At 62.3% G+C, this 22,699-nt stretch carries 21 protein-coding genes and 1 pseudogene; 11 read left to right on the forward strand and 11 right to left on the reverse strand.

Going from position 1 to position 22,699, the window contains the following annotated elements; genetic code table 11:
- Positions 1–37: 37 nt before the first annotated feature.
- Both APT59_RS10775 and APT59_RS10780 read right to left on the reverse strand, forming a co-directional pair.
- Entirely contained in the window at positions 38–1,090 is a 1,053-nt protein-coding gene (locus tag APT59_RS10775) for an ABC transporter substrate-binding protein (protein WP_059314845.1), read from the reverse strand.
- Between the two features lie 259 nt (positions 1,091–1,349).
- Positions 1,350–1,820, reverse strand: a complete 471-nt coding sequence (locus APT59_RS10780; protein ID WP_059314846.1) for an Lrp/AsnC family transcriptional regulator — start codon at positions 1,818–1,820, stop codon at positions 1,350–1,352.
- Between the two features lie 159 nt (positions 1,821–1,979).
- Here APT59_RS10780 and APT59_RS10785 point away from each other — a divergent pair, with 159 nt between their 5' ends.
- Both APT59_RS10785 and APT59_RS10790 read left to right on the forward strand, forming a co-directional pair.
- Entirely contained in the window at positions 1,980–2,993 is a 1,014-nt protein-coding gene (locus APT59_RS10785; RefSeq protein ID WP_059314847.1) for a 1-aminocyclopropane-1-carboxylate deaminase, read from the forward strand.
- 34 nt (positions 2,994–3,027) lie between these two features.
- The gene (locus APT59_RS10790) at positions 3,028–3,426 is read left to right on the forward strand and encodes a hypothetical protein (protein ID WP_059314848.1); all 399 of its coding nucleotides are present in this window, start codon (positions 3,028–3,030) and stop codon (positions 3,424–3,426) included.
- Between the two features lie 9 nt (positions 3,427–3,435).
- On the opposite strand, the gene APT59_RS10795 is transcribed toward APT59_RS10790, so the two are convergent.
- The 3 genes from APT59_RS10795 to APT59_RS10805 all read right to left on the reverse strand — a co-directional run bounded on the left by APT59_RS10795 (position 3,436) and on the right by APT59_RS10805 (position 6,086).
- Positions 3,436–4,722 carry a HipA domain-containing protein gene (locus tag APT59_RS10795; RefSeq protein WP_059314849.1) on the reverse strand — a complete coding sequence of 429 codons (1,287 nt, stop codon included), beginning with the start codon at positions 4,720–4,722 and terminating at the stop codon, positions 3,436–3,438.
- Positions 4,719–4,970, reverse strand: coding sequence for a helix-turn-helix domain-containing protein (locus APT59_RS10800; protein WP_059314850.1), 252 nt, complete (start codon positions 4,968–4,970; stop codon positions 4,719–4,721). The genes APT59_RS10795 and APT59_RS10800 overlap by 4 nt, the downstream gene beginning before the upstream one ends.
- Before the next feature lie 198 nt (positions 4,971–5,168).
- Positions 5,169–6,086 carry a LysR family transcriptional regulator gene (locus tag APT59_RS10805; RefSeq protein WP_059314851.1) on the reverse strand — a complete coding sequence of 306 codons (918 nt, stop codon included), beginning with the start codon at positions 6,084–6,086 and terminating at the stop codon, positions 5,169–5,171.
- Positions 6,087–6,203: 117 nt separating this feature from the next.
- Here APT59_RS10805 and APT59_RS10810 point away from each other — a divergent pair, with 117 nt between their 5' ends.
- The 6 genes from APT59_RS10810 (at position 6,204) to mgrA (ending at position 12,283) form a co-directional block, all read left to right on the forward strand.
- Positions 6,204–6,968, forward strand: coding sequence for a 5-oxoprolinase subunit PxpA (locus tag APT59_RS10810; protein WP_059314852.1), 765 nt, complete (start codon positions 6,204–6,206; stop codon positions 6,966–6,968).
- 93 nt (positions 6,969–7,061) lie between these two features.
- The gene (locus APT59_RS10815; protein ID WP_059314853.1) at positions 7,062–7,313 is read left to right on the forward strand and encodes an acetyl-CoA carboxylase; all 252 of its coding nucleotides are present in this window, start codon (positions 7,062–7,064) and stop codon (positions 7,311–7,313) included.
- A gap of 17 nt (positions 7,314–7,330) precedes the next feature.
- Complete coding sequence (locus APT59_RS10820; protein WP_167348580.1) at positions 7,331–8,683, forward strand: acetyl-CoA carboxylase biotin carboxylase subunit; 1,353 nt, start codon at positions 7,331–7,333, stop codon at positions 8,681–8,683.
- Entirely contained in the window at positions 8,680–9,552 is an 873-nt protein-coding gene (locus APT59_RS10825) for a 5-oxoprolinase subunit B family protein (RefSeq protein ID WP_059314855.1), read from the forward strand. The genes APT59_RS10820 and APT59_RS10825 overlap by 4 nt, the downstream gene beginning before the upstream one ends.
- The gene (locus tag APT59_RS10830) at positions 9,549–10,523 is read left to right on the forward strand and encodes a biotin-dependent carboxyltransferase family protein (protein WP_059314856.1); all 975 of its coding nucleotides are present in this window, start codon (positions 9,549–9,551) and stop codon (positions 10,521–10,523) included. Before APT59_RS10825 ends, APT59_RS10830 begins: the two co-directional genes overlap by 4 nt.
- Before the next feature lie 722 nt (positions 10,524–11,245).
- Positions 11,246–12,283: an L-glyceraldehyde 3-phosphate reductase gene (gene mgrA, locus APT59_RS10835; RefSeq protein ID WP_059314857.1), complete on the forward strand. Its 1,038-nt coding sequence runs from the start codon at positions 11,246–11,248 to the stop codon at positions 12,281–12,283.
- 93 nt (positions 12,284–12,376) lie between these two features.
- Here the strand turns inward: mgrA and APT59_RS10840 are convergent, their stop codons facing one another.
- Complete coding sequence (locus APT59_RS10840; protein WP_059314858.1) at positions 12,377–13,282, reverse strand: AraC family transcriptional regulator; 906 nt, start codon at positions 13,280–13,282, stop codon at positions 12,377–12,379.
- 245 nt (positions 13,283–13,527) lie between these two features.
- Here APT59_RS10840 and APT59_RS10845 point away from each other — a divergent pair, with 245 nt between their 5' ends.
- Entirely contained in the window at positions 13,528–14,835 is a 1,308-nt protein-coding gene (locus APT59_RS10845) for an ABC transporter substrate-binding protein (RefSeq protein ID WP_059314859.1), read from the forward strand.
- A 76-nt stretch (positions 14,836–14,911) separates the two neighbouring features.
- The gene (locus APT59_RS10850) at positions 14,912–15,685 is read left to right on the forward strand and encodes an L-iditol 2-dehydrogenase (protein ID WP_059316872.1); all 774 of its coding nucleotides are present in this window, start codon (positions 14,912–14,914) and stop codon (positions 15,683–15,685) included.
- Positions 15,686–15,696: 11 nt separating this feature from the next.
- Here APT59_RS10850 and APT59_RS10855 read toward each other — a convergent pair whose 3' ends face one another.
- From APT59_RS10855 to APT59_RS10875, 5 genes and pseudogenes are all read right to left on the reverse strand, one after another.
- Positions 15,697–16,290 (reverse strand): DUF1349 domain-containing protein, encoded by a 594-nt coding sequence (locus APT59_RS10855; RefSeq protein WP_059314860.1) that lies wholly within the window; start codon positions 16,288–16,290, stop codon positions 15,697–15,699.
- 84 nt (positions 16,291–16,374) lie between these two features.
- The gene (locus tag APT59_RS10860; protein ID WP_059314861.1) at positions 16,375–16,860 is read right to left on the reverse strand and encodes a DUF2269 family protein; all 486 of its coding nucleotides are present in this window, start codon (positions 16,858–16,860) and stop codon (positions 16,375–16,377) included.
- Positions 16,857–17,957, reverse strand: a pseudogene (locus APT59_RS10865) (saccharopine dehydrogenase family protein). The gene APT59_RS10860 and the pseudogene APT59_RS10865 overlap by 4 nt, the downstream one beginning before the upstream one ends.
- Before the next feature lie 644 nt (positions 17,958–18,601).
- Positions 18,602–19,546, reverse strand: a complete 945-nt coding sequence (locus APT59_RS10870) for a DNA replication terminus site-binding protein (RefSeq protein ID WP_059314862.1) — start codon at positions 19,544–19,546, stop codon at positions 18,602–18,604.
- A 97-nt stretch (positions 19,547–19,643) separates the two neighbouring features.
- A complete protein-coding gene (locus APT59_RS10875; protein ID WP_059314863.1) occupies positions 19,644–21,218 on the reverse strand; it encodes an alkaline phosphatase D family protein in 1,575 nt (524 codons plus the stop codon).
- 203 nt (positions 21,219–21,421) lie between these two features.
- On the opposite strand from APT59_RS10875, the gene aroA reads away from it, so the two are divergent.
- Positions 21,422–22,690: a 3-phosphoshikimate 1-carboxyvinyltransferase gene (gene aroA / locus APT59_RS10880; RefSeq protein WP_059314864.1), complete on the forward strand. Its 1,269-nt coding sequence runs from the start codon at positions 21,422–21,424 to the stop codon at positions 22,688–22,690.
- Positions 22,691–22,699 lie beyond the last annotated feature (9 nt).

Raw genomic sequence — 22,699 nt, forward strand, 5'->3', positions numbered from 1 at the left:
GATCGTTGTCGACTGGGTCATGCGCGGAAGCCTCCGATCATTTGGCCTGGACGAAGGACAGCCAGCGCTCTTCTGCCTTGACGCCCTCGGCCGAGGCCCACCACTTGGCGGACAGCACCGCTTGCTTGGCCAGGTTCTCCGGCGAGGACGGCAGCACCGCCCGCCGCGCGGCCGGGATGGTGCCGAGGCTGAAGGCCTCCGGATTGAGCGGGCCGTAGTCGATGATCATCGGCAAGGCCGCCTGCAGCTTGGCGCTGATGGCTTCATTAACGAACTTCATCGCCGCCTCCCGGTGCCTGGTGCCCTTCAGGACGCAGAGTGAATTGGTTTCCAGGATGCCGTCGTTGTAGGTGAAGGCCACCGGTGCTCCGGCGGCCTGCACGGCGGAGGCGCGACCGTTCCAGATCTGCACCATGTCCACCTCGCCGTCGCTGATGAGCTGGGCGGACTGGCCGCCCGAGGTCCACCAGGTGGTGATGTCCGGCTTGATGGCTTCCAGCTTCTTGAAGGCGCGGTCGACATCCAGCGGGTAGAGCTGGTCGGCCGGCACCCCGTCGGCGCGCAGCGCGATTTCCAGGGTGGGGCGCGGCAGATTGCGTAGCGCGCGAGCACCCGGAAATTTCTTGGTGTTCCAGAAATCGGCCCAGGTCTTGGGCGCGTTCCCGTCATCGAAGGCATCGGTCCGGTAGGCCAGGACCGTGGAATAGCTGATGTAGCCGGCCATGTAGTCGTCTTTCAGCTCGGCGGGCAGCTTGGCCAGGTTGGGAATGAGCTGAGGATCCAGCTTTTCGAACAGACCCTCGGCCTGCCCCCGTACGCAGTCACCGGTGGGCAGGTCGACCACGTCCCAGCTGACGCGACCGCTTTCGACCTGGGTCTTGATGATCGGATAGGCCTTGGGTGAACTGTCCTGCTTCAGCGTCAACCCCAGGTTCCGCGCCGCCGGCTCCAGAATGGCCTTGGCCTGGGCCTCCTGATAGGCACCGCCCTGGGAAACGAAGGTGATCTCTTCAGCGCTGCTGGCGGTCGCCAGACTTGTCAGCCCGAGGGCGACGACCAGCGAGGTGACCTGGTTGCTTAGGTGAGACATGGTCTATCTCCCGTAGTGGCAGAGCTTGAGAATGGCGGAACCTTTGTTATCCCCCGATCGCGCTCAGGATGTTCTCGCCTAAGGTCACTGTAATGATTCTGTTAAATACGAATGCGCTGAAATCTCCGACGCAGGAACGCAATCTCCTGTTTTGCGGGAGGTCGGCGACATGTATTGCTTGGGGAGGCATGGGCGACCTTTGCGGGTATCGGCTTCCTCGGCATGGATACCGCCACGAACGCGCGCGCCACCTCTCGGATCAGATTGGCAGCAACCCCTCGCTCTTGACCTCGTTCAGCACGAAAAAGGTGCGTACCTGGCGCACCCCGGGTAGGGCGATCAGCCGTTCGCTGTGCAGGCGATTGAAGGCGGCGATGTCCTTGACCCTGAGCTTGATGAAGTAGTCGACGTCGCCGGCTACCAGGTAACACTCCAGCACCGGGGGCAGGGCACGTGCGGCCTCTTCGAAGGCTTGGAAGGATTCCGGCGTCGACCTGTCCAGCACCACGCCCACCAGCACCGCGGTTTCCCGTTGCACGGCCTTGGGGTCCACATGGGCCCGGACGCCGGTGATGACGCCGCTGTCGAACAACTTGCGCGTGTGGTTCCAGCAGGCGCTGGGGCTCAGGGATACCTGACGGGCCAGTTCGGCATTGCTCAGGCGCCCGTCCTGCTGCAGGGCTCTCAGGATCTTGCGTTCGACAGGGGTGAGTTCCGCGCTTTCATTCATCGAAAGATTCTCCTTTGTAAGGGGCTTCTGGCTGAAGGGCCTTGCCATTCAGTCAGTTCAGCCAAAAGGAAAGCAGATTTTGGACCGGCTATTCGAAAGCACCTTTTCCAGGGCTTTGCCTAGCATGGAAGGCGACCTTTCATCGCTGGAGCCACCGCCATGTCCCTGGATCTCGAAAAGCGTTTTCCCCGCGTCAAACTCGGCTATTTCCCATCCCCGCTGCACAAGCTGGAGCGGCTGTCGAAGGACCTCGGTATCGACCTCTGGGCCAAGCGCGACGATGTCTCGTCCGGTCTCGCCTATGGCGGCAACAAGGTGCGCAAGCTGGAGTGGCTGGCCGCCGATGCCCTGGCGCAGGGCTGCGACACCCTGGTCTCCATCGGCAATATCCAGTCCAACCACACGCGCCAGGTGGCGGCCGTCGCCGCCGTGCTCGGCCTCAAGTGCCGGTTGGTCCAGGAGGAGTGGACCAAGTGGGACGATCCGGTCTACGACAAGGTCGGCAACATTCTGCTGTCGCGCCTGATGGGCGCCCAGACGCTGCTGGAAGGCGAGGGCTATTCCACCGCGGTGAAGGCGACCTGGGAGCGCGCGCTGGACGAGGTACGTCGCGAAGGCGGCAAGCCCTATGCCATTCCCGCCGGTGCCTCGGACCATCCCCTGGGTGGCCTTGGCTATGCTCATTTCACCGATGAACTGGCTGCCCAGGAACGTGAGCAGGGCATCTTCTTCGATACCGTGGTGACAGCCACCTGTACCGGTTCTACCCAGGGCGGCATGGTGGTGGGCTTTCGCGCCCAGGAGCGGGAACGCCGCCTGATCGGCATCGACACGGCGGCGGACGCCGAGATGACCCGCGCCGCCGTGACCAAGATCGCGCGCAACACCGCCGAGATGATCGGGCTCAAGCAGGAGATCAGGGATGAGGACGTCATCATCGATCCGCGCTTCTGCGGTCCTGACTACGGCTTGCCGGACGCACCTACGGTAGAAGCGATCCGCTACACTGCGCAGATGGAGGGGATGCTCACCGACCCGGTCTACGAGGGCAAATCCATGGCTGGGCTGATCGCCATGGCGCGCAGCGGCGAGATCGCCAAGGGCAGCCGGGTGCTCTATGTTCACCTCGGGGGAGCACCAGCGCTCAACGCCTACCACAACGCCTTCGCCTGAACCCAGGCGACGTCCGGTTATCAGGAGGTCCGGCATGACGATCCAGCCCTGGACAGCGGTAGACGACCTCCGACCGGCCGTGGCGCTGGTCATCCTACATCGCGGCCTCGAACCGGCGGTGACAGTTGAATTACGTACCGGCCTACCGGGTTGCAGCGACCTGCCCGTGTTGCAACTGGAGGACGCTGCCCGTCTGCATGAGGATTGGCTGGCGCGTGGGCCACAAAGCCGGGTCGTGAATCTGCTGTCCCGCCTGGGCAGCGATTGCCTGCTGCTGGTCGTCGAGCCGGAAGGCGCGAGCGAGCTGGAATGGCTGGGATCGGTCGCGGGTCAACGGTTGCAGCATTTCTCGACCGCTACCCCCACGAGCGAACTGATCGCACGGCTGCAACAACTCAGGCGCGAACGCTTGCTGGCGGTGTTACCGCTTTGAACCTGTCCGTCACGCCAGTCGTTCGACCTGTTCGGCAATCAGCGCCTTGATCGCACGCAGACAGCGCAACTCACCGGCGAAGCGGGATCTCAGCTCCGGTCGCGCGCTGGCCAGGACCTGGTTCTCCTGCTCGGTCTGTTCCAGCAGGACTTGAGCTTGTTGCGGCAGGCGCTGACGCAGCCGCTGCAACTGGGCAGCCGCTGGCGAGCGCTTGATACCCAGCGCTTCGGCTGCATCCAGCAGTCGCTCGCGGTCGATGGCCACCAGCCGGTTTTCACCCAGGATTGGCCAGGCGAGGGTGGTTGCGTCCGGCCAACGCTGCTGATCAAAGGCGCGGCTCTCGTATACGGCCGTGCAGAGCAGGTCATAGCAGGGCGCGAGGGCCAGCCCACGGGGTGAGACCAGAAAGCCCAAATTCTTCAGATGGGCATCGGTATTGCCCACCAGCACGTTGAAGGCCAGCCAGTTGAACAGCCGCGTACGGGTCACGGCAGGTGCCACGCACAGCCGGGCCAACTCGGCCAGGCGCTCCAGGCTACCGGCCTGGTACTTGAAGTGACGGTCCAGCCCCAGCACCTGGCAGGCGTCGATGCCATGCTGCCGCTGCCAGCCCCGGGCCGTATGGACCCGGTCGAAGCGCTCGATCAGATAGACCGGTTCGGGTACGTAGCGCCGCTCGACGGCAGGAACGATCAGTCCCACGGTACCCGCCAGGCGCATGGTGAACCACTCGTTGATCACCGAATGAGCGAAGGCCTCGTGAGGGTGATCCGGCTTGAGGATATGGGTCGAGGGCCAGGCCCCCACCGGTTCCTGCAGCCCCTGCTCATCGAGGATCACCGCCAGCTTGTGTTGGGCGCCGGCCAGCGACATGCGTTTGTGCGCTTCATGGGTCAGCGGCAACTGCGGCATGGCGTGGATCCTCCGGGAGAGGTCGGCATCGCTCAGGGGGCGACGATCTCCGGGTGGAAGGTGCTGGCCGTCGGCGAGCAGGGTGAGAGAGCCGGCGGATTCGGCGCCGTACCAGCTCAGGAGCGCGAAGGCATCGGCCGCATCGAGGCGGGCATCCTGGGCGAGTAGGTGTCGCTGGCCTTCTTCGGGAAGCAGGTTGTCGAAGTACCACTGCACCGGCCGCTGCGAGCTGCCGTCGACTATTGGCCCGGACTGCAGGGGGAGCTGCGGGCAGAGTGCGAAGGCCTGCCAATCGGGCTCATATTGGAAGGACCAGATACCGTTCTCGTCCCGTAACCGACCTACCAACCGGTCGTCGATCCAGGCCAGCAGTTCACGCCTCATGGTTTGCGGGCATCTGAGAGGAGATCTACCTCAGGGGGCAGATCCACGATCAGGCGCACGCCTAGGCCTTCGAGCACCTGAAACAGCTTGCCCCACTGAACGCTTTCACCGCCGCGTTCGACCTTGCCAAGGAAGTTTTCGCTGACGCCAAGACTACCCGCGGCATCGTCCTGGCGTAGCGCCTGAGCCTTGCGCGCCTGGCGAACGAGGGGTCCCAGATCGGCGGCATTCTTTAGTATCACTTGCATGATTTATCCTCACGAGCGTGAGGACTATCTTACCGTCGTAGGTTGATTCCATACAATCCTTACGATCGTGAGGATTTTGCTAAGGCCGATAAAGATTTTCTGCTGAATCCTTTCGACCGTGAGGATTTAGTAGCTCGACACGGTCACCTTATCGATCGGAGTGCCGTTTGAACGGACCCGTTCAAATCAGGCTCGACGTCAACGCCGCGCCCCTATCTGCTGGGGCGCGAGAAAAGCACTGTGGAAGTAGCTGCGAAAGGCCTGCATGGCTGGCGTCAGCGGACGCTCCCGGTGCCAGGCCAGGCCCACGCTCATCGGCGTGATGGGCTCCACCAGCGTACGCGTCTCCAGCCGCTTGCCTTCCAGCGACCAAGGGCGATAGACCAGGTCGGAGAGGATGGCCACGCCGCTGCCATTGGCTACCATGCTGCGCACCGCTTCCACTGAACTGGTGCGCAGCAGCACCTGGGGCTCATGACCCGCCTGGCGCCAATAGCGCCTTGCGCTCTGTTCGGCCTCGTCGACGGTAAGCAGGATATAGGGCTCGCGGGCGACGTCGGCCAGGCTGACGTTGGGATGGTCCCGTAGCGGATGGCCGCTGGGTAGCCAGAGGCGGCGCTCGGAGTTGAACAGCGTTTCGGAAACGATGTCCTCGTGGGTCAGGTTGGCGGTGAGCACCACCGCCATGTCGATGCGCTTGTCCAGCAGGGCTTCCTCGATGGCCTGACGCTCCTGCTCGTGGACCGCCACCCGTACTTCGGGATAAAGCTGCGCCAGGCGTTGCAGGTGGTGGGGCAGGAAGTAGCCGATCACCGTGTAGCTGGCGGCGATACGCAGTTCGCCGCTGGCACGGTGGTCGGGCAGGGCGCTGCTCAGGGCGTCATCCACCCCGCGCAGGATGCCGTAGGCATGATTGAGGAAGTGCCGGCCGGCATCGGTCAGCGCCATGCCCTGGGCCGAGCGGACGAACAGACTGGCGCCCAGCAGTCCCTCCAGCTCTTGAATAGCGCTGGTAACAGCCGACTGGGAAATGTTCAGGTGAATGGCCGCCTGGGAGATCTGCCCCAGTTCGGCGGTCGCGGTGAAGTAACGCAGCTGACGCAGGGTAAGGGCCATGGCGATCGTCCTTGGGTATCGATTTTTCCGAACGCTGGACTTTGGATAATAAATCTTCCCAAGGGGGCAGGGCAGTCCTAAGGTCAAGGACAACGCACCGCTGCCAGGAAGACCGCAATGATCGAAGTGGATTTCAATTCCGACATGGGCGAGGGCTTCGGCGCCTGGACGCTGGGCGATGGGGTGGATGACCAACTGCTCGATCTGGTCAGCTCGGCCAACATCGCCACCGGCTTCCATGCCGGTGATCCCAGTCTCATGCAGCGCACCGTGCTACAGGCCAAGACGCGCCAGGTGGCCATCGGTGCCCATCCGGGCTATCGCGATCTGGCGGGCTTCGGTCGCCGTCCGTTGCAGATGCCCGCCGAAGAGCTGGTGGCCGACATCGTCTACCAGCTCGGCGCCCTGCGTGAATTCGCCCGGCTGCATGGCCTGCGGCTACAACACCTCAAGCCCCATGGCGCACTGTTCATGCACCTTGCGCGGGACGAAGTGGCCGCCCGGCTGCTGGTGGAGACGCTGCAGCGCCTGGAGCCCGAGCTGCTGCTCTATTGCCTGCCCAACTCAGCCACCTGGCGTATCGGTCGTGAGCTGGGGCAGCCCCTGGTGCGCGAGTTCTACGCCGACCGGGACTACGATGCCAGCGGCTCCATCGTCCTGGTGCGGCGCATGGGTGCCCTCGATCCCCAGGCGGTGGCAGACCGGGTACTGCGTGCCTGTCAGCAGGGCCGAGTCGCCACGGTGGAGGGGGGCGAGGTCGAGGTGGCCTTCGAATCCATCTGCCTGCACAGCGACACCCCTGGTGCGCTGGGCCTGGCCCAGGCCATTCGTCGGCGGCTGGACGCGGCCGGCATCGCCGTTCGCGCACCCAGCGCCGGCTAGTTCCGCGTTCGACACCGGCGCCTGAGACGCCGGGTCCTTCATCCATTGGCTACGCCTGCCTTTCCGACAACATCGCCTAGAAGAGGAATCGTAATGGCCGAACATTCGGTGCTTTCACCCCTGCCCGGGACGTTCTATCGCAAACCCACGCCCGATGCCGCGCCCTATGTGGATGTCGGCGAAACCGTCACCGCTGGCACCGTGATCGGTCTTGTCGAAGTGATGAAGCAATTCTCGGAGGTCCATGCCGAAGTCGATGGGACCCTGACGGCTTTCGCGGTCGAGGACGGTGATCCGGTCGAGCCGGGTCAACTGCTGGCCACTCTGACCGGAGCGGCCTCGTGAGCTCGGCGGCAGGGGGGATCCGCCGTCTGCTGATCGCCAATCGTGGCGAGATCGCCGTGCGCATCCTGCGCGCCGCCAAGGCCCTGAACATCGAAACCGTACTGGCCTGCAGCGAGGCTGACCAGGATTCGCTGGCAGCTCGGCAGGCCGACGCCGTGGTGGTGATCGGTCCGGCGCGGGCGGATCGCAGTTACCTGAATATCGAGACGCTGCTCGCTGCCCTGCGGGACAGTGGCGCCGATGCGGTCCATCCAGGCTACGGTTTTCTTGCCGAGAACGCCGCCTTCGCCGACGCGGTGGAGGAGGCTGGTGCCATCTTCGTCGGCCCTTCGGGCGACATCATCCGCCGCATGGGCGACAAGGCCGAGGCGCGACGGACCGCCTTGGCCGCTGGTGTCCCCGTGGTACCCGGTTCTGAAACCGAGCCGGTCGATATAGACGCCGCTGTGGTCGCCGCCGAGGTCGTGGGCTACCCCTTGCTGATCAAGGCTTCGGCAGGCGGAGGAGGCCGGGGCATTCGTCTGGCCCGGGATGCCAACGAGCTGGCCCGGGAATTTCCCATCGCCCAGCGCGAGGCCCAGAGCGCCTTTGGCAGCGGCGCCCTCTATCTGGAACGCTTCATCGAGCGTGCCCGCCATATAGAGGTACAGATCCTGGGTGATGGTCAGCGCGCGGTGCATCTGTTCGAACGCGAATGTTCACTGCAGCGCCGTCGCCAGAAACTCATGGAGGAGGCGCCGTCACCGGTTCTGACCGCCGTGCAACGCGAAACCCTCTGTACCAGTGCGGTACGGCTGGCTGAAAGTCTTGGTTATCGCGGCGCAGGCACCCTGGAATACCTGTTCGATGAAGCCAGTGGCGAGTTCTACTTCATCGAGATGAACACCCGTATCCAGGTGGAGCACCCGATCAGCGAGATGGTCACCGGCATCGACCTGGTCCAGGCCATGCTGCGCATCGCCGCGGGCGAACCTCTGGCGCTGCGCCAGGAGGATATCTACCTGCAGGGTGCCGCCATCGAGCTGAGACTCAACGCCGAGGACCCGGCGCGCAATTTCTTTCCCAGTCCCGGGACGGTCGAACGTCTCCAGTGGCCGCGTGGCGCGGGCATCCGCGTCGACAGTCATCTCTACGCAGGGTACCGGGTACCACCGTACTACGATTCGCTGCTGGCCAAGCTCATCGCCCATGGCGCCGACCGTCGCGAGGCGCTGGCCCGTGCGCGTCAGGCGTTGGACGAACTGCGCCTCACCGGCATGGCTACCACCGCGACCCTGCATCGACGCCTGCTGGACGAGCCCTGGGTGATTGAAGCCCGCTTCGATACCGGTACCCTGGAACACTGGCTGGCCGAGGAGATTCCCGCATGACGACCGATATCCGCTACAGCTTCGGCGGCGACGAGCACCTGTTCGTCGAAGTGTCCGAAAGCATGTCCCTGGAAGCCTTTTTCCGCGGCCTGGCCATGACCCGCGCGGTGCAGGAGCTGCAGCTGCCAGGCATCCACGACATCTGCCTGGCCAACGCCTCGTTCCAGATCCGTTTCGATCCCGATGTGCTGCCGCCCGACCAGCTATTGGCGGCGGTCCAGGGTGTAGAAGCCCTGGCAGTAGCCGAGCGCCAACTGGCCACCCGGCTGATCGAGATCCCGGTGCTCTACAACGATCCCTGGACCCACGAGACGCTGATGCGCTTTCGCGATCGCCACCAGGATCCGTCCGCCACGGACTTGGAATATGCGGCCCGCATCAACGGCCTGGCCGATGTCGAGGCCTTTATCGCGGCCCACAGCGGCGCGCCCTGGTTCGTGTCCATGGTGGGCTTCGTGGCCGGACTGCCGTTCATGTTCCAGATGGTGGAGCGCGAGCGCCAGCTGCAGGTACCCAAATACCTGCGGCCACGTACCGATACACCCAAGCAGACCCTCGGTCACGGCGGCTGCTTCGGCTGCATCTATTCGGTACGCGGCGCTGGTGGCTACCAGATGTTCGGCGTGACGCCGGCGCCCATCTACGATCCAGCCCAACGTCTCGACTATCTGCAGGAGCACATGGTGTTCTTCCGGCCCGGCGACATCGTCCGCTTCCGCGCCATCGACCGGGCCGAATACGACCGGATGCTGGCCGAGGTAGAGGAGGGTAGCTTCACCCTGAATATCTGTCCGGTGGACTTTTCCCTGGACGCCTTTCTCGACGATCCCCGTGGCTATCCGCGCACCCTGATGGAGGAGCCGGCATGATCAAGGTACTCAAACCCGGCCTAGCCACCGCGATCCAGGATCTCGGTCGCGAAGGCTACTATCACCTGGGTATCCCGCCGTCCGGCGCCATGGACAGCTATGCCTTGCGCGTCGCCAATCTGCTGGTGGGCAATGCCGCAGGTGCTGCCGCGCTAGAATGCACCTTGCTCGGACCGGAGCTGCAATTCGCCGAAGATGCCCTGGTCGCCCTGAGCGGCGCGCGCATGACGCCACGCCTGGACGGCGCCGAGATGCCCTTGGATGAGGCTTTCACCGTGCGAGCGGGTCAGGTGCTCAAGTTCGATTATCTCAAGGCCGGCGCCCGTGGTTATCTGGCGGTGGCCGGAGGCTTCGACGTGCCCGAGATGCTGGGCAGTCGCTCGACCTATACCTTGGGTGGGCTCGGTGGCTTCCAGGGTAGACGTCTCGCCGCAGGAGACGAACTGACTGTCGGAACCCCGACGACAGGCGCCAAGCCTGGAGCCCGGTTGCCAGGCGATCTGGTGCCGGCTTGCGGTGGCGAGGTGATCCTGCGTGTCGTGCCGGGTCTCTACCATCACCGCCTGACCGCGGACGCGGCCGAAGCCTTTTTCGCCGATACCTGGACAGTAGGCTCCGAAGCCGACCGCATCGGTTATCGCTTCAAGGGCGGCCGACCGCTGGAGTTCACGCCACGCGAGCAGCCCTTTGGGGCCGGCTCGGATCCGTCCAACATCGTCGACAGCTGTTATCCCATTGGGTCGATCCAGGTACCGGCGGGTCTCGAACCCATCGTCCTGCACCGAGACGCCGTGTCGGGTGGCGGCTACGCCATGATTGGCACGGTCATCAGCAGTGACCTGGATCTGATTGGCCAGCTGCAGCCGAATCAGAAGGCACGCTTTGTCGCCGTAACGCTGGAAGATGCATTAGCGGCGCGTCGGGTTTACCAGGAACGTTTGCAGCGCCTGGAGCAGACCTTGGCAGGATGACTGGCGGCAAGCAGCCAGAACGCTCAGCGGTGAACTGAAAGATCCTGAAGACGCGGTCGGTAACCGGCACGTCTTCAGGATCGTCGCTGAACGATCTTGAGTAGAAAAGCTGAGCAGCGATGCGTGCGGGTGATACTGGATGCCGGCGGGAAATTGTTCTGCAGCTGTGTAGAGGTCCAGCGATTCTTCAGCGGCCTGACTAGCGAAGGCAACCTCGCAAGCCAAAGACGGTTTTGTTCGCACCGCGAAGATTCGTCACAAGCTGCAATCGATGCAATGAAAACAAGCTGATCGACAATGTCAGGGTAGGGAAGTCAAAGCCGAGACCGGTCTGGCAGTAAGGGAGAAAGGCAGTGGCTTAATGGATGGCAAAGGGCAGTAGCCAGCACCAGTCCATATTCAATTTAACATAATATACATTATGCGAAGTTGTGGTTATGGAGCGCTGCACCGAGTGTCGGCCTTTTCACGTTGGCTGCTTTCTTCCATTCCCTACGATCCGGCCATTTTGCCTGACATTGCGCCTCCAGGGATTCGGATCGCCGCTTGCCACACACCTGCACCGCAAATTCCGCAGCACTCATTTGTGCAAGACGTCGTCGGCCGCTTTAATCGGATAGCGTCTTTTTGCCGGACCTCGTTGCGGTTGTCGCGCCTCTGCTATGTCACCATGCGCGAACGTCCTGGGCTTCCAACAACTATTTCATCCCGAGGAGTTTTAAATGGCTTATCAAGCCGCATCCGATCGTTATGACCGTATTCCTTACCGCCGTGTCGGCCGCAGCGGTCTCGTGCTGCCGGCGCTGTCCCTGGGTCTGTGGCACAACTTTGGCGACACCACGCCGCTGGATCGCCAACGCGCCTTGCTGCGCACCGCCTTCGACCTGGGCATCAATCACTTCGACCTGGCCAACAATTACGGTCCGCCTTACGGCAGCGCCGAGATCAATTTCGGTCGGCTGCTGCGTGAAGACTTCGCCACCTACCGCGACGAGCTCATCATCTCCAGCAAGGCCGGCTGGGACATGTGGCCCGGCCCCTATGGCCAAGGTGGCGGCTCGCGCAAATACGTCCTGGCCAGTCTGGACCAGAGCCTCAAGCGCCTGGGGCTGGATTACGTCGACATCTTCTATTCCCACCGTTTCGACGAGCACACGCCGCTGGAGGAAACCGCCAGCGCCCTGGCCACGGCGGTCCAGCAAGGCAAGGCGCTCTATATCGGCATCAGCTCCTATTCGGGAACCAAGACCCGCGAAATGGCCAAGCTGCTGGCCGACTGGAAGATCCCGCTGCTGATTCATCAGCCGGCCTACAACCTGCTCAATCGCTGGATCGAAAAGGATCTGCTGGATGCGACCGAGGAAATCGGCAGTGGCGTAATCGCCTTCACGCCGCTGGCCCAGGGGCTGTTGACCGACAAGTACCTCAACGGCGTACCAGCGGAAGCCCGGGTCAACCAGCCCGGTGGCCAGTCACTGCAGCAAGGTCATCTGTCTGCCGAGAACCTGGCCCGGGTCCGTGCCCTGGATGCCATCGCCAAGCGCCGTGGCCAGAGCCTGGCGCAGCTGGCCCTGGCCTGGACCCTGCGCGATCCGCGCGTCACCAGTGCTCTGATCGGTGCCAGTCGGCCTGAGCAGATCGTGGAAAACGTGGCGGCTTTGGACAACCTGGCCTTTACCGCCGAGGAACTGGCCGAGATCGATACCCATGCGGTCGAAGGCGACATCAACCTCTGGGCGAAGCCGTCCAGCGCGGAATAAGCCGCTATCTGGCGTACCTGGCCGTTCGACGATCAGGTACGCCAGCGTCCAGCTTGAGACGCAACCACCCTCACCCGCCCTCGCCCATTCGGCTCACGGCTGGCGTCTGCTCCCGACCAGTGCCCGTCGATACTGGCTCGGCGTCTGTCCCATCTCGTTCCGGAAATGCCGGTTGAAGTTGGACAGATTGGCGTAACCCACCTCGAAGCAGATGGTCGCGATGGACAGCTCCGCCTGCAGCAGCAAACGACAGGCCCGCTGAATACGCAGCTTGCGCGCCAGTTCGATGAAGCCGTGGCCCGTGACCTTCTTGAAAAACCGCGAAAAGCCTGCCTCGCTCATGCCAACGCGCTTGGCGATCACCGGCAGCCGGATATCCTCGGTGAGTTCGCTCAGCAGATAGTCGAACGCCTGATGGACACGTGCGGAACTGCGGGCATCCAGGGCCGGTGCATAACAGGCACTCGCCAAGACCGACATCTCGCTGGTCGGCGCCTTGATCAGCAAGCCAAGCAAGGCGAAGAGCTTGAGCAGCCGCGCGGCGCCCTGTACCTGGCCGATCCCCTCGATCAGTTCGGCGGCCTGCCGGGCCGTGTCACCGCTGAACTCCAGGCCGCGCCTGGCCTGTTCCAGCAAAGGTAGATAGTCGCCAAGCTCGGGAGCCAAGGCGCTCAGCGAGCGCAACAGCTCGCCGTTGAACTGGATGACCACGTCACGACCGGTCAATATCTCACCGGGCGGCAGATCACCAATCCAATCGTGCGGTAGGTCAGGACCGATCATGGCCACGTGGCCGGCCGCGAACGGCCCAACATAGTCGCCGGCCAGTAGCCGTCCGCTACCCTGGCGGATCAGATGGATCTCGTATTCCGGATGGTGATTCCAGCGCGCCAAGGCATAGGGATAGTCGTGCTCGTACCAGCGAAAGCTCTGGTCGGGCGCGGACAGGATCACTTCCAGCTCTGCCGGCCGCGCTTCGAGGAAGGCGGAAGCCTTCATGGTGCCACCTCTGCTTGTTATGGGCCGTTCTATCCTGCCTGAGCCTATCGATGCTTTTTTGATCTGCGACACCTAGGCACTGCCGGTCAAAAAAGTATCGGCACCCGGTCAATGGTCAGTTAGCAAGGGCTTGGGTGCTGCTGTTGTAATCATCTCCAGCCGCCAGGTTGAAATCAAATTTCCATCGGCGACCACGATGCATAACAACAACAAGCTGCCGTTGCGGCAGTCACGGAGAGAAAACCATGAAGCGCCCCTGCGCATTGCTGCTGTTGGCCGGTCTCGGATTGACCGGTGTCGCTCAGGCTGTCGAATCCGTAACCGTTGCCACCGTCAACAACAGCGACATGGTGCGCATGCAGCGTCTGTCACAGGTATTCGAAAAGCAGCATCCCGACATCAAGCTCAATTGGGTAGTGCTCGAAGAGAACGTGTTGCGGCAGCGGCTGACGACCGATATCACCACCGGCGGCGGCCAGTTCGATGTGCTGACCATCGGCACCTACGAAACACCGCTGTGGGGCGCCAAGAACTGGCTGGAGCCGCTCGACAACCTACCGGCCAGCTACGACGTCGAGGATATCTTCCCCGCAGTTCGTCAGGGTCTGTCGGTGAACGACCACCTCTATGCCCTGCCATTCTATGGCGAAAGCACGGTTACCTATTACCGCAAGGATCTGTTCAAGGCGGCTGGGCTGCAGATGCCGGACAAGCCGACCTGGTCGCAACTCGCCGACTTCGCCAGCAAGCTCAACCAGCCAGACAAGGACCAGTACGGACTCTGCCTGAGAGGCAAGGCCGGCTGGGGTGAAAATGTCGCCCTGCTCAGCCTGATGGGTAACGCCTTCGGTGCGCGCTGGTTCGACGAGCAATGGCACCCTGAGCTGACCAGTCCGGAATGGACCGCGGCGGCCAATTTCTATGTCGACAACATGAAAAAGTACGGCCCACCCGGGGCGTCCAGTAATGGCTTCAATGAAAACCTGGCGCTGTTCAACAGCGGCAAGTGCGCCCTCTGGGTGGATGCGAGCGTGGCCGGCTCCTTCACCACCGACAAGACCCAGAGCAAGGTAGCCGACCAGGTCGGCTTCGCCGCCTCGCCCCAGGAGGTGACAGACAAGGGATCTTCCTGGCTGTATGCCTGGTCGCTCGCGATTCCTGCCAGTGCCAAGCACAAGGAGGCTGCCAAGACCTTCATCACCTGGGCGACCTCCAAGGAATACATCCAGCTGGTGGCCGATCAGGATGGCATCACCAATGTGCCGCCGGGCACTCGGCAGTCCACCTACAGCCAGGCTTACCTGACCGCTGCGCCCTTCGCCAAGATCACCCTGGACATGATGCAGCACGCGGATCCGGCCCATCCCTCGGCCAAGCCGGTGCCCTATGTCGGCATCCAGTACGTGACCATCCCCGAATTCCAGGCCATCGGCACCTCGGTCGGCAAGCTGTTCTCCGCGGCCCTTACCGGCCAGATGAGCGTCGAACAGGCCCTCAATGCCGCTCAGACTTCGACGACACGCGAGATGAAACGCGCGGGCTACTTCAAGTAAAGCCCCTCTACCCAAGAGGCCGCCGCCCGCTGCACTAATGACTCGCGCGGCCGGCCTTGCTGATCGGAGCAAGATCATGAACAGACTGGAAGGAAAGAGCGCCCTCATCACCGGGGCCGCCCGCGGAATCGGCAAAGCCTTCGCCCAGGCCTACCTCAGGGAAGGCGCGACGGTAGCCATCGCCGATATCAATATCGAAAGAGCACGCGAGACCGTCGAAGAGCTGGGCGAAGGTGCCTATGCCCTGGCCATGGATGTCACTGACCAGGCCTCAATCGATACCGCCATCACCCAGGTGGTCGCAACTGCGGGCAAACTCGACATCCTGGTCAACAACGCTGCCCTGTTCGATCTGGCCCCCATCGTCGAGATCTCTCGGGAAAGCTATGACCGGCTGTTCTCCATCAACGTGGCTGGTCCGCTCTTCACCCTGCAGGCCGCGGCCCGCCAGATGATCGCCCAGGGCCACGGTGGCAAGATCATCAACATGGCCAGCCAGGCGGGCCGCCGCGGCGAACCCCTGGTCGCCATCTATTGCGCGACCAAGGCCGCGGTTATCAGCCTTACCCAATCGGCTGGGCTCGATCTCATCAAGCACCGCATCAACGTCAATGCCATCGCTCCAGGGGTGGTCGATGGCGAACATTGGGAAGGCGTAGACGCCCTCTTCGCCCATTACGAACAGCGTCCGCTGGGTGAGAAGAAACGCTTGGTGGGCGAAGCCGTACCCTATGGCCGGATGGGGACCGCGGAAGACCTGGTCGGCATGGCGGTGTTCCTGGCCTCCAGTGATAGCGACTTCGTAGTCTCCCAGACCTATAACGTCGACGGTGGCAACTGGATGAGCTGATCACCATGCGGTCAGCTCAGGTCGTGCAGTTCCTTGATGATCGCTGGCCCGATCTGGAGGTCGGCAAAGCTGACCTCCAGGCCCTCGCGCTGCGGCGAGCAGCAATAGGGGCCGACTTCCAGGACCGCGCCCTCTTCGCTCGCGAACCGGCACAGCCGTAACAGCGGCCAGGCCACCCCGTCCAGGGAATACTGGATGCGCAGCACTTGCTCATGCAGCGTCATCCGCAGCCAGAAACCCCGGACGGCATCGGGCATCGGCCCGAGCGCCCAGTCGGAATGCCCCAAGGTCAGGACGCTACCCAGATGCGCGATGCCGTCGTTGATCTCGAGCCCCGTCTTGCACCAGCGCTCGCTCCCCTGCCTTACCATCAGGCCGGCCTGATCGTACAGCTCGGTAAAGGTCCCGGTGATCCGTACCTGCGCAGTGAAATCCTCACCGGCCGCGAAGCCGCGGAAATGCCCACTGTCACGCTCGAAGCCGTATTGGGTCTTTTGCCAGAAGTCGGTCCCGCTATCGGTTCTTATGTGCAGCAGGCCATCCGTGTCGGACCAATGCGTCGGCTCGTTGAGCCATTGGGCAGGCAGGGTCTTCGTTGGGCTCATGGGGAGGCATCCGCAGCTGATGGGCTGCGAACACGATAGATCAAGGATGGGCGATGCGCCAAAGACGGTCCCAAATGGGTGACGCTACAAGGTCATCAACTGATGAGGATAGAGCTTGGTGACCATCATAAGCAGGATGATGAACATCCCCAGAAAGCCGGCTATACCCATCCAGAACCACCAGGCATAAGCTCGCTGGAAATCGGCGCCCAGCAATTCACCACGCTCGGTAGCCTGCCGGGCCAGCTTCAACATTCGGCCCTGCAACCAGAGCACCGGTAACCAGAGAGCTCCTACCGCGAAAAACAACACGAGCGAGGCGAATACCCAGCTGGCGAATGGTGACAACCCCATCAGGGTAACCAGCGCAATACCTGTGCCCAGCTGCAGGAAGCCAGCCGGCGTGGTGATCCAGGTATCGAAAAACACCACCATACGCGCGACATGGGTGATGACCTGCGGTGTGCGGCTGCGTGTGGCTGCGATCAAATAGAGATAGGAACCCATGCCGAAGCCAAACAAAAACACCGCGGCCAGGATATGCAGGTACTTCAACAACAGGTAGGTCATCGCGACCACTCCGTGATCGTGATGAACGAAGGCCCTATCGCCTCCAGGTATTCTTGCAGGCCTATTTCTCCCACGCAGACCCGAGCCCCAGATATGGGCTGGTAGCCTGCGGCCATCTTGCGAGCCAGAGCAATGGCTGCACAGCATGGAATTTCGGGTCCCTTGTTGTGGGTGGCCAGCAATTCCCAACGGTAACTCGCCGGCTGATTGCCAAGCAAACCGCCCAATTCCAGAAAGAAGGCGCTCTTGCCAGTGCCGAACGTTTCGAACCGTTACCCAAGGCGGTGCAACTGACCGGCAATCTCCCTCGGTCTGCTTACCAGTCCGCTCCGAACGGCCCGTGCCAACAGGTGGTTGGCCAGCGTACCCAGTGCCAGACCGGGACCAGCTTTGAAGCGGATGTCCCGCAGACCATAACGTTCCGGGAAGACTGCCATGTCGGGTACATCCACATCCGCCACGAGGCGTCGACCTCGAATACCCCTTATAGGTACCCATTCCAGACCATACCAGCCTGGTACTTGCTCCAATCGTCCATTTCGCTGCTGCGGAATGGGACTCCCAGCGTAGCTGAGCACACCCTGGACCGTGGAAAGCCCAGGCATTTTGGCTGATGAGGTGATGCCGTAGCACAGCTCCTCCGGCCGAAAATCGCCAGCTGTTCCGGCTAGGTAGGCATCGATGACGGCTGCAGACAATGTAGGTACGGAACTGCAACCGCTAAGAATCGCTACCCCTCGGGCACGAGCGGCCTCATTGAGCTGGGTAATACCCGCGACGAATTCACGAGCGTCGGACAGATCGCAATAGTGTGCACCCTCTTTGATACAAGCCCTGGCGACCGCATAGCTCTGCCCCTGGAAAGGCCCCGCTGTATGAATGACAAGACCTATTTGAAAGGTTCGTAAGGCTTCAGCGAAGTTGGGGCTCAACGCATCACCCTGCCAGAATCTGGTGCCAAGCTCCTGAGCCAATACGGCCACCTGCGCCGCGCGCCCTGCCAGCGTGAGCTCGATTCCGTCCGCTCGCGCCAGGCGACGGCTGATGATGGAACCGAAATTCCCATACGCGCCGACTACCATCACCTTCAGACTCACCAGAAGCCGTCCTCTCTCGCTTCAAGATCTGCCACCAGCGGCCTGGCGACACCCTTTCTGGAGCATAGGTCAACAAGGTACGGAGTGTCGGATAAGGTCCGGTAGCAAGGCGCGACACTGGTCCTTGACCAGGGAACTGTTCTGAAAGGCGCAACGTGGGATTTCGCCATAGGAGTCATAGCCGACTGGTTGCGGTGCGCTGTAAGCACCACTGAAATCGGCGCGAAGCTTTCTTGCAGGCATGAAAAAAGGGAGCCCTAGGGCTCCCTCATCCAAGTACGTCTGCTGTCCTCTTGTTTTTGTTGTCGGACGTCAACGTCATCGATCTTTAGTACGCCCCACCAGAGGTGGGAAGTGAACAGATTACTTTGGTCGCTCTGGAGCGTTCCAAAATGATCGGTTCGCGAGCCTTGGCCATCTTGTTTTTGTTGTGGGCTGTTAGCGGCGCATCTTGTTGTTCTTGTGCCAATAATAAAGCAGGCACTGTGCCAACATTTGTAAGCTGCTGAATTTACTGGTTTTTATCAATTCAGCTCCAAACCGAAGCCAGCCCGGCACTAGGATTTCGTTACCTTTTCACTCGGAAATGAAGGATCTGGTTACGACATCCACCCGCCCGGTAACGCCATCGGTCTCCGGAATGCTCAGCGACTGTAGGTCGATCGCTTGAGCGTGGCTTCATTGTTGCGCTGGGCCACTGGCCGCTCCGGATTGTCGGTCGGCAGGTACAACAGTCGTGTAGCTAGCACTTCGCGACGCGGCTTGATGTCGGGTCGCAGCGCCCCGCGCTGGGTGCGGTCGAAGTCCCGCAGATCGACGACCTGCATGCCATCCTGGGCCGGTACCACGAAGACCGGCAGGTTAGCGTGGATCATGGCGTCGTAACGGCTTTCCTCGCCGAACCAGAGCATCGCCCGAGGGTGCGGGGCGATTTTCTTGTGCCGAACCAGGATGTCGTCATCGGCCATGCGATTGAGCGTCTGGTGTTCTTGCCATTCCGGCGTGCGATCCAAGGCGATCCGCTCACGGTCGGCGCGTGCCATGGCCAGGGTCTTTAGCTGCTCCCGTACCTTGGCCACCTTCACCCGCTCTCCTCCCGCCGTATGACCGGCCCAGGTAAAGGTCAGCTGCCGCACCGGGTCGGGAAAGCCATGCACCTTGCGGATCAGCTGCTTGGTATTGAAAGCGCCACCCAAGGCCTTGCGCATGATTCGCGGCCGCGCTTCAGGAGCCAGTTCCAGTTCCAGGCGTGTCTGCTCGATCGCCTCGCTGAATGCAGCCTTGCAGGTGTTGATGGCCAGGATCTCTTCCATCAAGGGCTCGGCCAAGGCGATATAACCTGGCAGACGACTGACGGTACCCGGCGCCTGCCCCGGTTGCAGATGGAACGCCAGCAAGGCATCGCGGGTGAGTTCCACGGCGGCGGCGCCCTCGAAAGACTCCGCCGCGATGTGGTCAGGCACGCGTTGTTGTGCCAGCAAGGGCAATCGCCACGCCCGCGCGGCTATCACTTTACTGGGCCACCGCTCATTGAAGGTCTCGATACTTCGCTTGAGATCTTCGAACGCGCTCTTGATGTCTTCGTGCATAGCCGACTCCAACCTGATAACTACCAGATTGTAGCATTTACGCGAATTTACCCTCTTCCTTGATTACTCTGAGTAGGTGTTTCGACAATTAAATTACCTATGCATGGGTGGTATTACTTGGCATGGGATGGAGCTGCTGGGTGAATTGGGAGCGTCCATCCTGATCACGCAAGGTGACGGTCAAAACAGCGGATTCGCCCTCGATCTTCACTTCGCCAAAGAACTGAAAGCCTCCCAGGGGGGACGTATTGGCCTGAGGCGGCGCTTTCTGGAACACGACCTCGGGGCCGAAGGTGGCGTCCAGTGGATTGGGGCCGAAGCTACCCGCATTGAGCGGTCCCGCTACGAATTCCCAGAAAGGCTCGAATTCCTGGAAGGCAGCCCGGTTGGGGTGATAGTGGTGAGCGGCGCAGTAATGCACGTCTGCGGTCAGCCAGACGGTATTGCGGATCTTTTGGCGAGAGATGAAGCGGAGCAAGTCGGCCATTTCCAGCTCCCGCCCCTTGGGTGCACCAGGATCGCCATTGGCGATGGCTTCCCAGCGCGCCTGCCCCTGCGCATCCTTCCCATCCGGGACCTGCAAGCCGATGGGCATATCGGCGGCGATGATCTTCCAGGTCGCGGTGGACCCTTGCAGCCCCTTCTTGAGCCACTCCAGTTGCTCAGCCCCCAGGAAAGCACCAGGGCCGCCCTCCTCGCTGCCTAGGTTGCTGTCATTGCCCGCGCGATAGCTGCGCATATCCAGGACGAACACGTCCAAGAGCGGGCCGTAGGCGATCTTGCGGTAGATGCGCCCTGCCCCGTCGGCCGAAACGCCACGCATGGGCGCGTACTCCAGAAACGCCTGACGTGCCCGACCACTCAGGACCTTGATGTCCTTGACCTGGTAGCGATCGTCCAGCGTCTTGCTTGGCGACCAGTTGTTGGTGGTCTCGTGATCGTCCCATTGCCACACCTGCGGGACTTCGGCATTGAATCGCTTCAGATGGGTATCCATCAGGTTATAGCGATAGTTGCCGCGGAATTCGTCCAGCGTTTCCGCCACCTTGCTCTTGGCTTCTGTGGTGATATTGCGCCAGATGCGCCCTTCTTCAACCGTCAGCTGTGCTGGTACGGGGCCGTCCGCATAGATGGTGTCGCCACTGTGCAGGAAGAAATCCGGACGCCGCTCGCGCATGGCGCTATAGATGCGCATGCCGCCGATGTCGGGGTTGATACCAAAGCCCTGCCCCACGGTATCGCCACCCCAGACGAAACGAATATCGCGGCGTTGAGTGGGTGCCGAACGTAGGTGGCCGGCAACGGGCTCGCTGAGGGCACCGGTATCCAGATCCTCGAAGCGGACGCGGTAGAAGATCTGCTGATCAGCCGGCAGCCCCGCCAGATCGACGCGGGCGGTGTAGTCCTGGGCTGCCGTGGTGACCGGCCCCGCCGCCTTGTGCGCCGAGCGAAAGCTCGCCTGAGTATCCCACTCCACCAGCAGCCGTGCCGGCCGATCCGTGCGACTCCAGATGAGAGCACGGCCGTCCATGACATCTCCGGCCTGAATCCCATCGGTTATGGCCGGTCGCCCTGCAGGCGCTGCCCAGGTACGAGCCCCGAAGGCAGGTAGCAATAACGTAGCGCCCAGCCCCTGCAGGACACGACGACGATCAGGACGAACAAGAGACATGGCAGCAACCTCTGATGGAAAGCTGCTAGCACTACCCTGCCTTGATTACCTGTTTGTGACAGAGAAGGTTCAGGGATAATAGGTGTTTGCATATAGGGGTGGTATTAAGATCAGATGCTTGGGGTTGCATGCCCTGAAATGGCATCATGGCGCCCCTGTTGCGGCCCGCCGCCATGGCTGTCGCGAAGTTGCTTGGAGCCCCCATGTCCGCCAGACCTTACATCGTTGTTACCCCTACCAAATCCGCGCTGCACGGACGAATCGCCCCCCCCGGCTCCAAGTCCATCACCAACCGGGCGCTCTTGCTGGCAGCCTTGGCCAAGGGCACCAGCCGCCTGACCGGCGCGCTCAAGAGCGACGATACCCGGCACATGTCCGAGGCGTTGCGATTGATGGGGGTAACCATCGATGAACCGGACGCTACCACCTTCGTGGTGACCAGTAGCGGGCGCCTGCAGCAGCCGACGCAACCCCTGTTCCTGGGTAATGCAGGCACCGCGGTCCGCTTCCTGACCGCGGCGGTCGCCACCATTGATGGCACCGTCACCCTGACGGGCGACGCCTACATGCAGAAGCGCCCTCTCGCGCCCCTGCTGGACACCTTGAGTGCCAACGGCATCCAGGTGGCAGCCCCGACGGGCTGCCCTCCCGTGACGGTCACTGGCCAGCGGCGTCTCACGGCGCGCCGCTTCGAGGTGGATGCCGGCCTCTCCAGCCAATACGTCTCCGCGCTACTGATGCTGGCAGCGCTGGGTGAAGCGCCCGTGGAGGTTGCCCTGCGCGGCAGCGATATCGGCGCCCGTGGCTACATCGATCTTACCGTGGCGGCCATGCACGCCTTTGGTGCCGAGGTCGAGCAACTGGACGCCGCGACCTGGCAGGTGGCACCGACCGGCTACGTTGCACGGGACTATTTCATCGAGCCGGACGCCTCTGCCGCTACCTATCTATGGGCCGCACAGGCCTTGACCGGTGGCACCATCGACCTGGGCGTGGCCGACGCTGCCTTTACCCAGCCAGACGCCAAGGCCCGCGAGTACATCGCGGCCTTCCCGCGGCTGCCAGCGGTCATCGACGGTTCGCAGATGCAGGACGCCATCCCTACCCTGGCAGTGCTAGCAGCTTTCAACGAAACCCCGGTGCGTTTCGTGGGCCTGGCCAACCTGCGCGTCAAGGAGTGCGATCGCGTGGCCGCGCTGCACGATGGCCTGAACGCCATCCGTCCCGGTCTCGCCCAGGTGGAAGGTGATGACTTGCTGGTAGCCGCGGATCCCGCCTTGGCCGGCAGCCAGGTCGCGGCCGTGATCGAAACCCACGCCGACCACCGCATCGCCATGTGCTTCGCCCTGGCCGGACTCAAGGTGGCGGGCATTCGTATTCTGGATCCCGAATGCGTGGGCAAGACCTATCCTGAGTACTGGAATGCCCTACGCAGTCTGAACGTCCAGCTGAGCGAGGGTATCGAAGCCTAATAACCCGCA

The sequence above is a fragment of the Pseudomonas oryzihabitans genome (genome assembly GCF_001518815.1).
In the GTDB taxonomy this organism is placed as follows: Bacteria; Pseudomonadota; Gammaproteobacteria; order Pseudomonadales; family Pseudomonadaceae; genus Chryseomonas; species Chryseomonas oryzihabitans_E.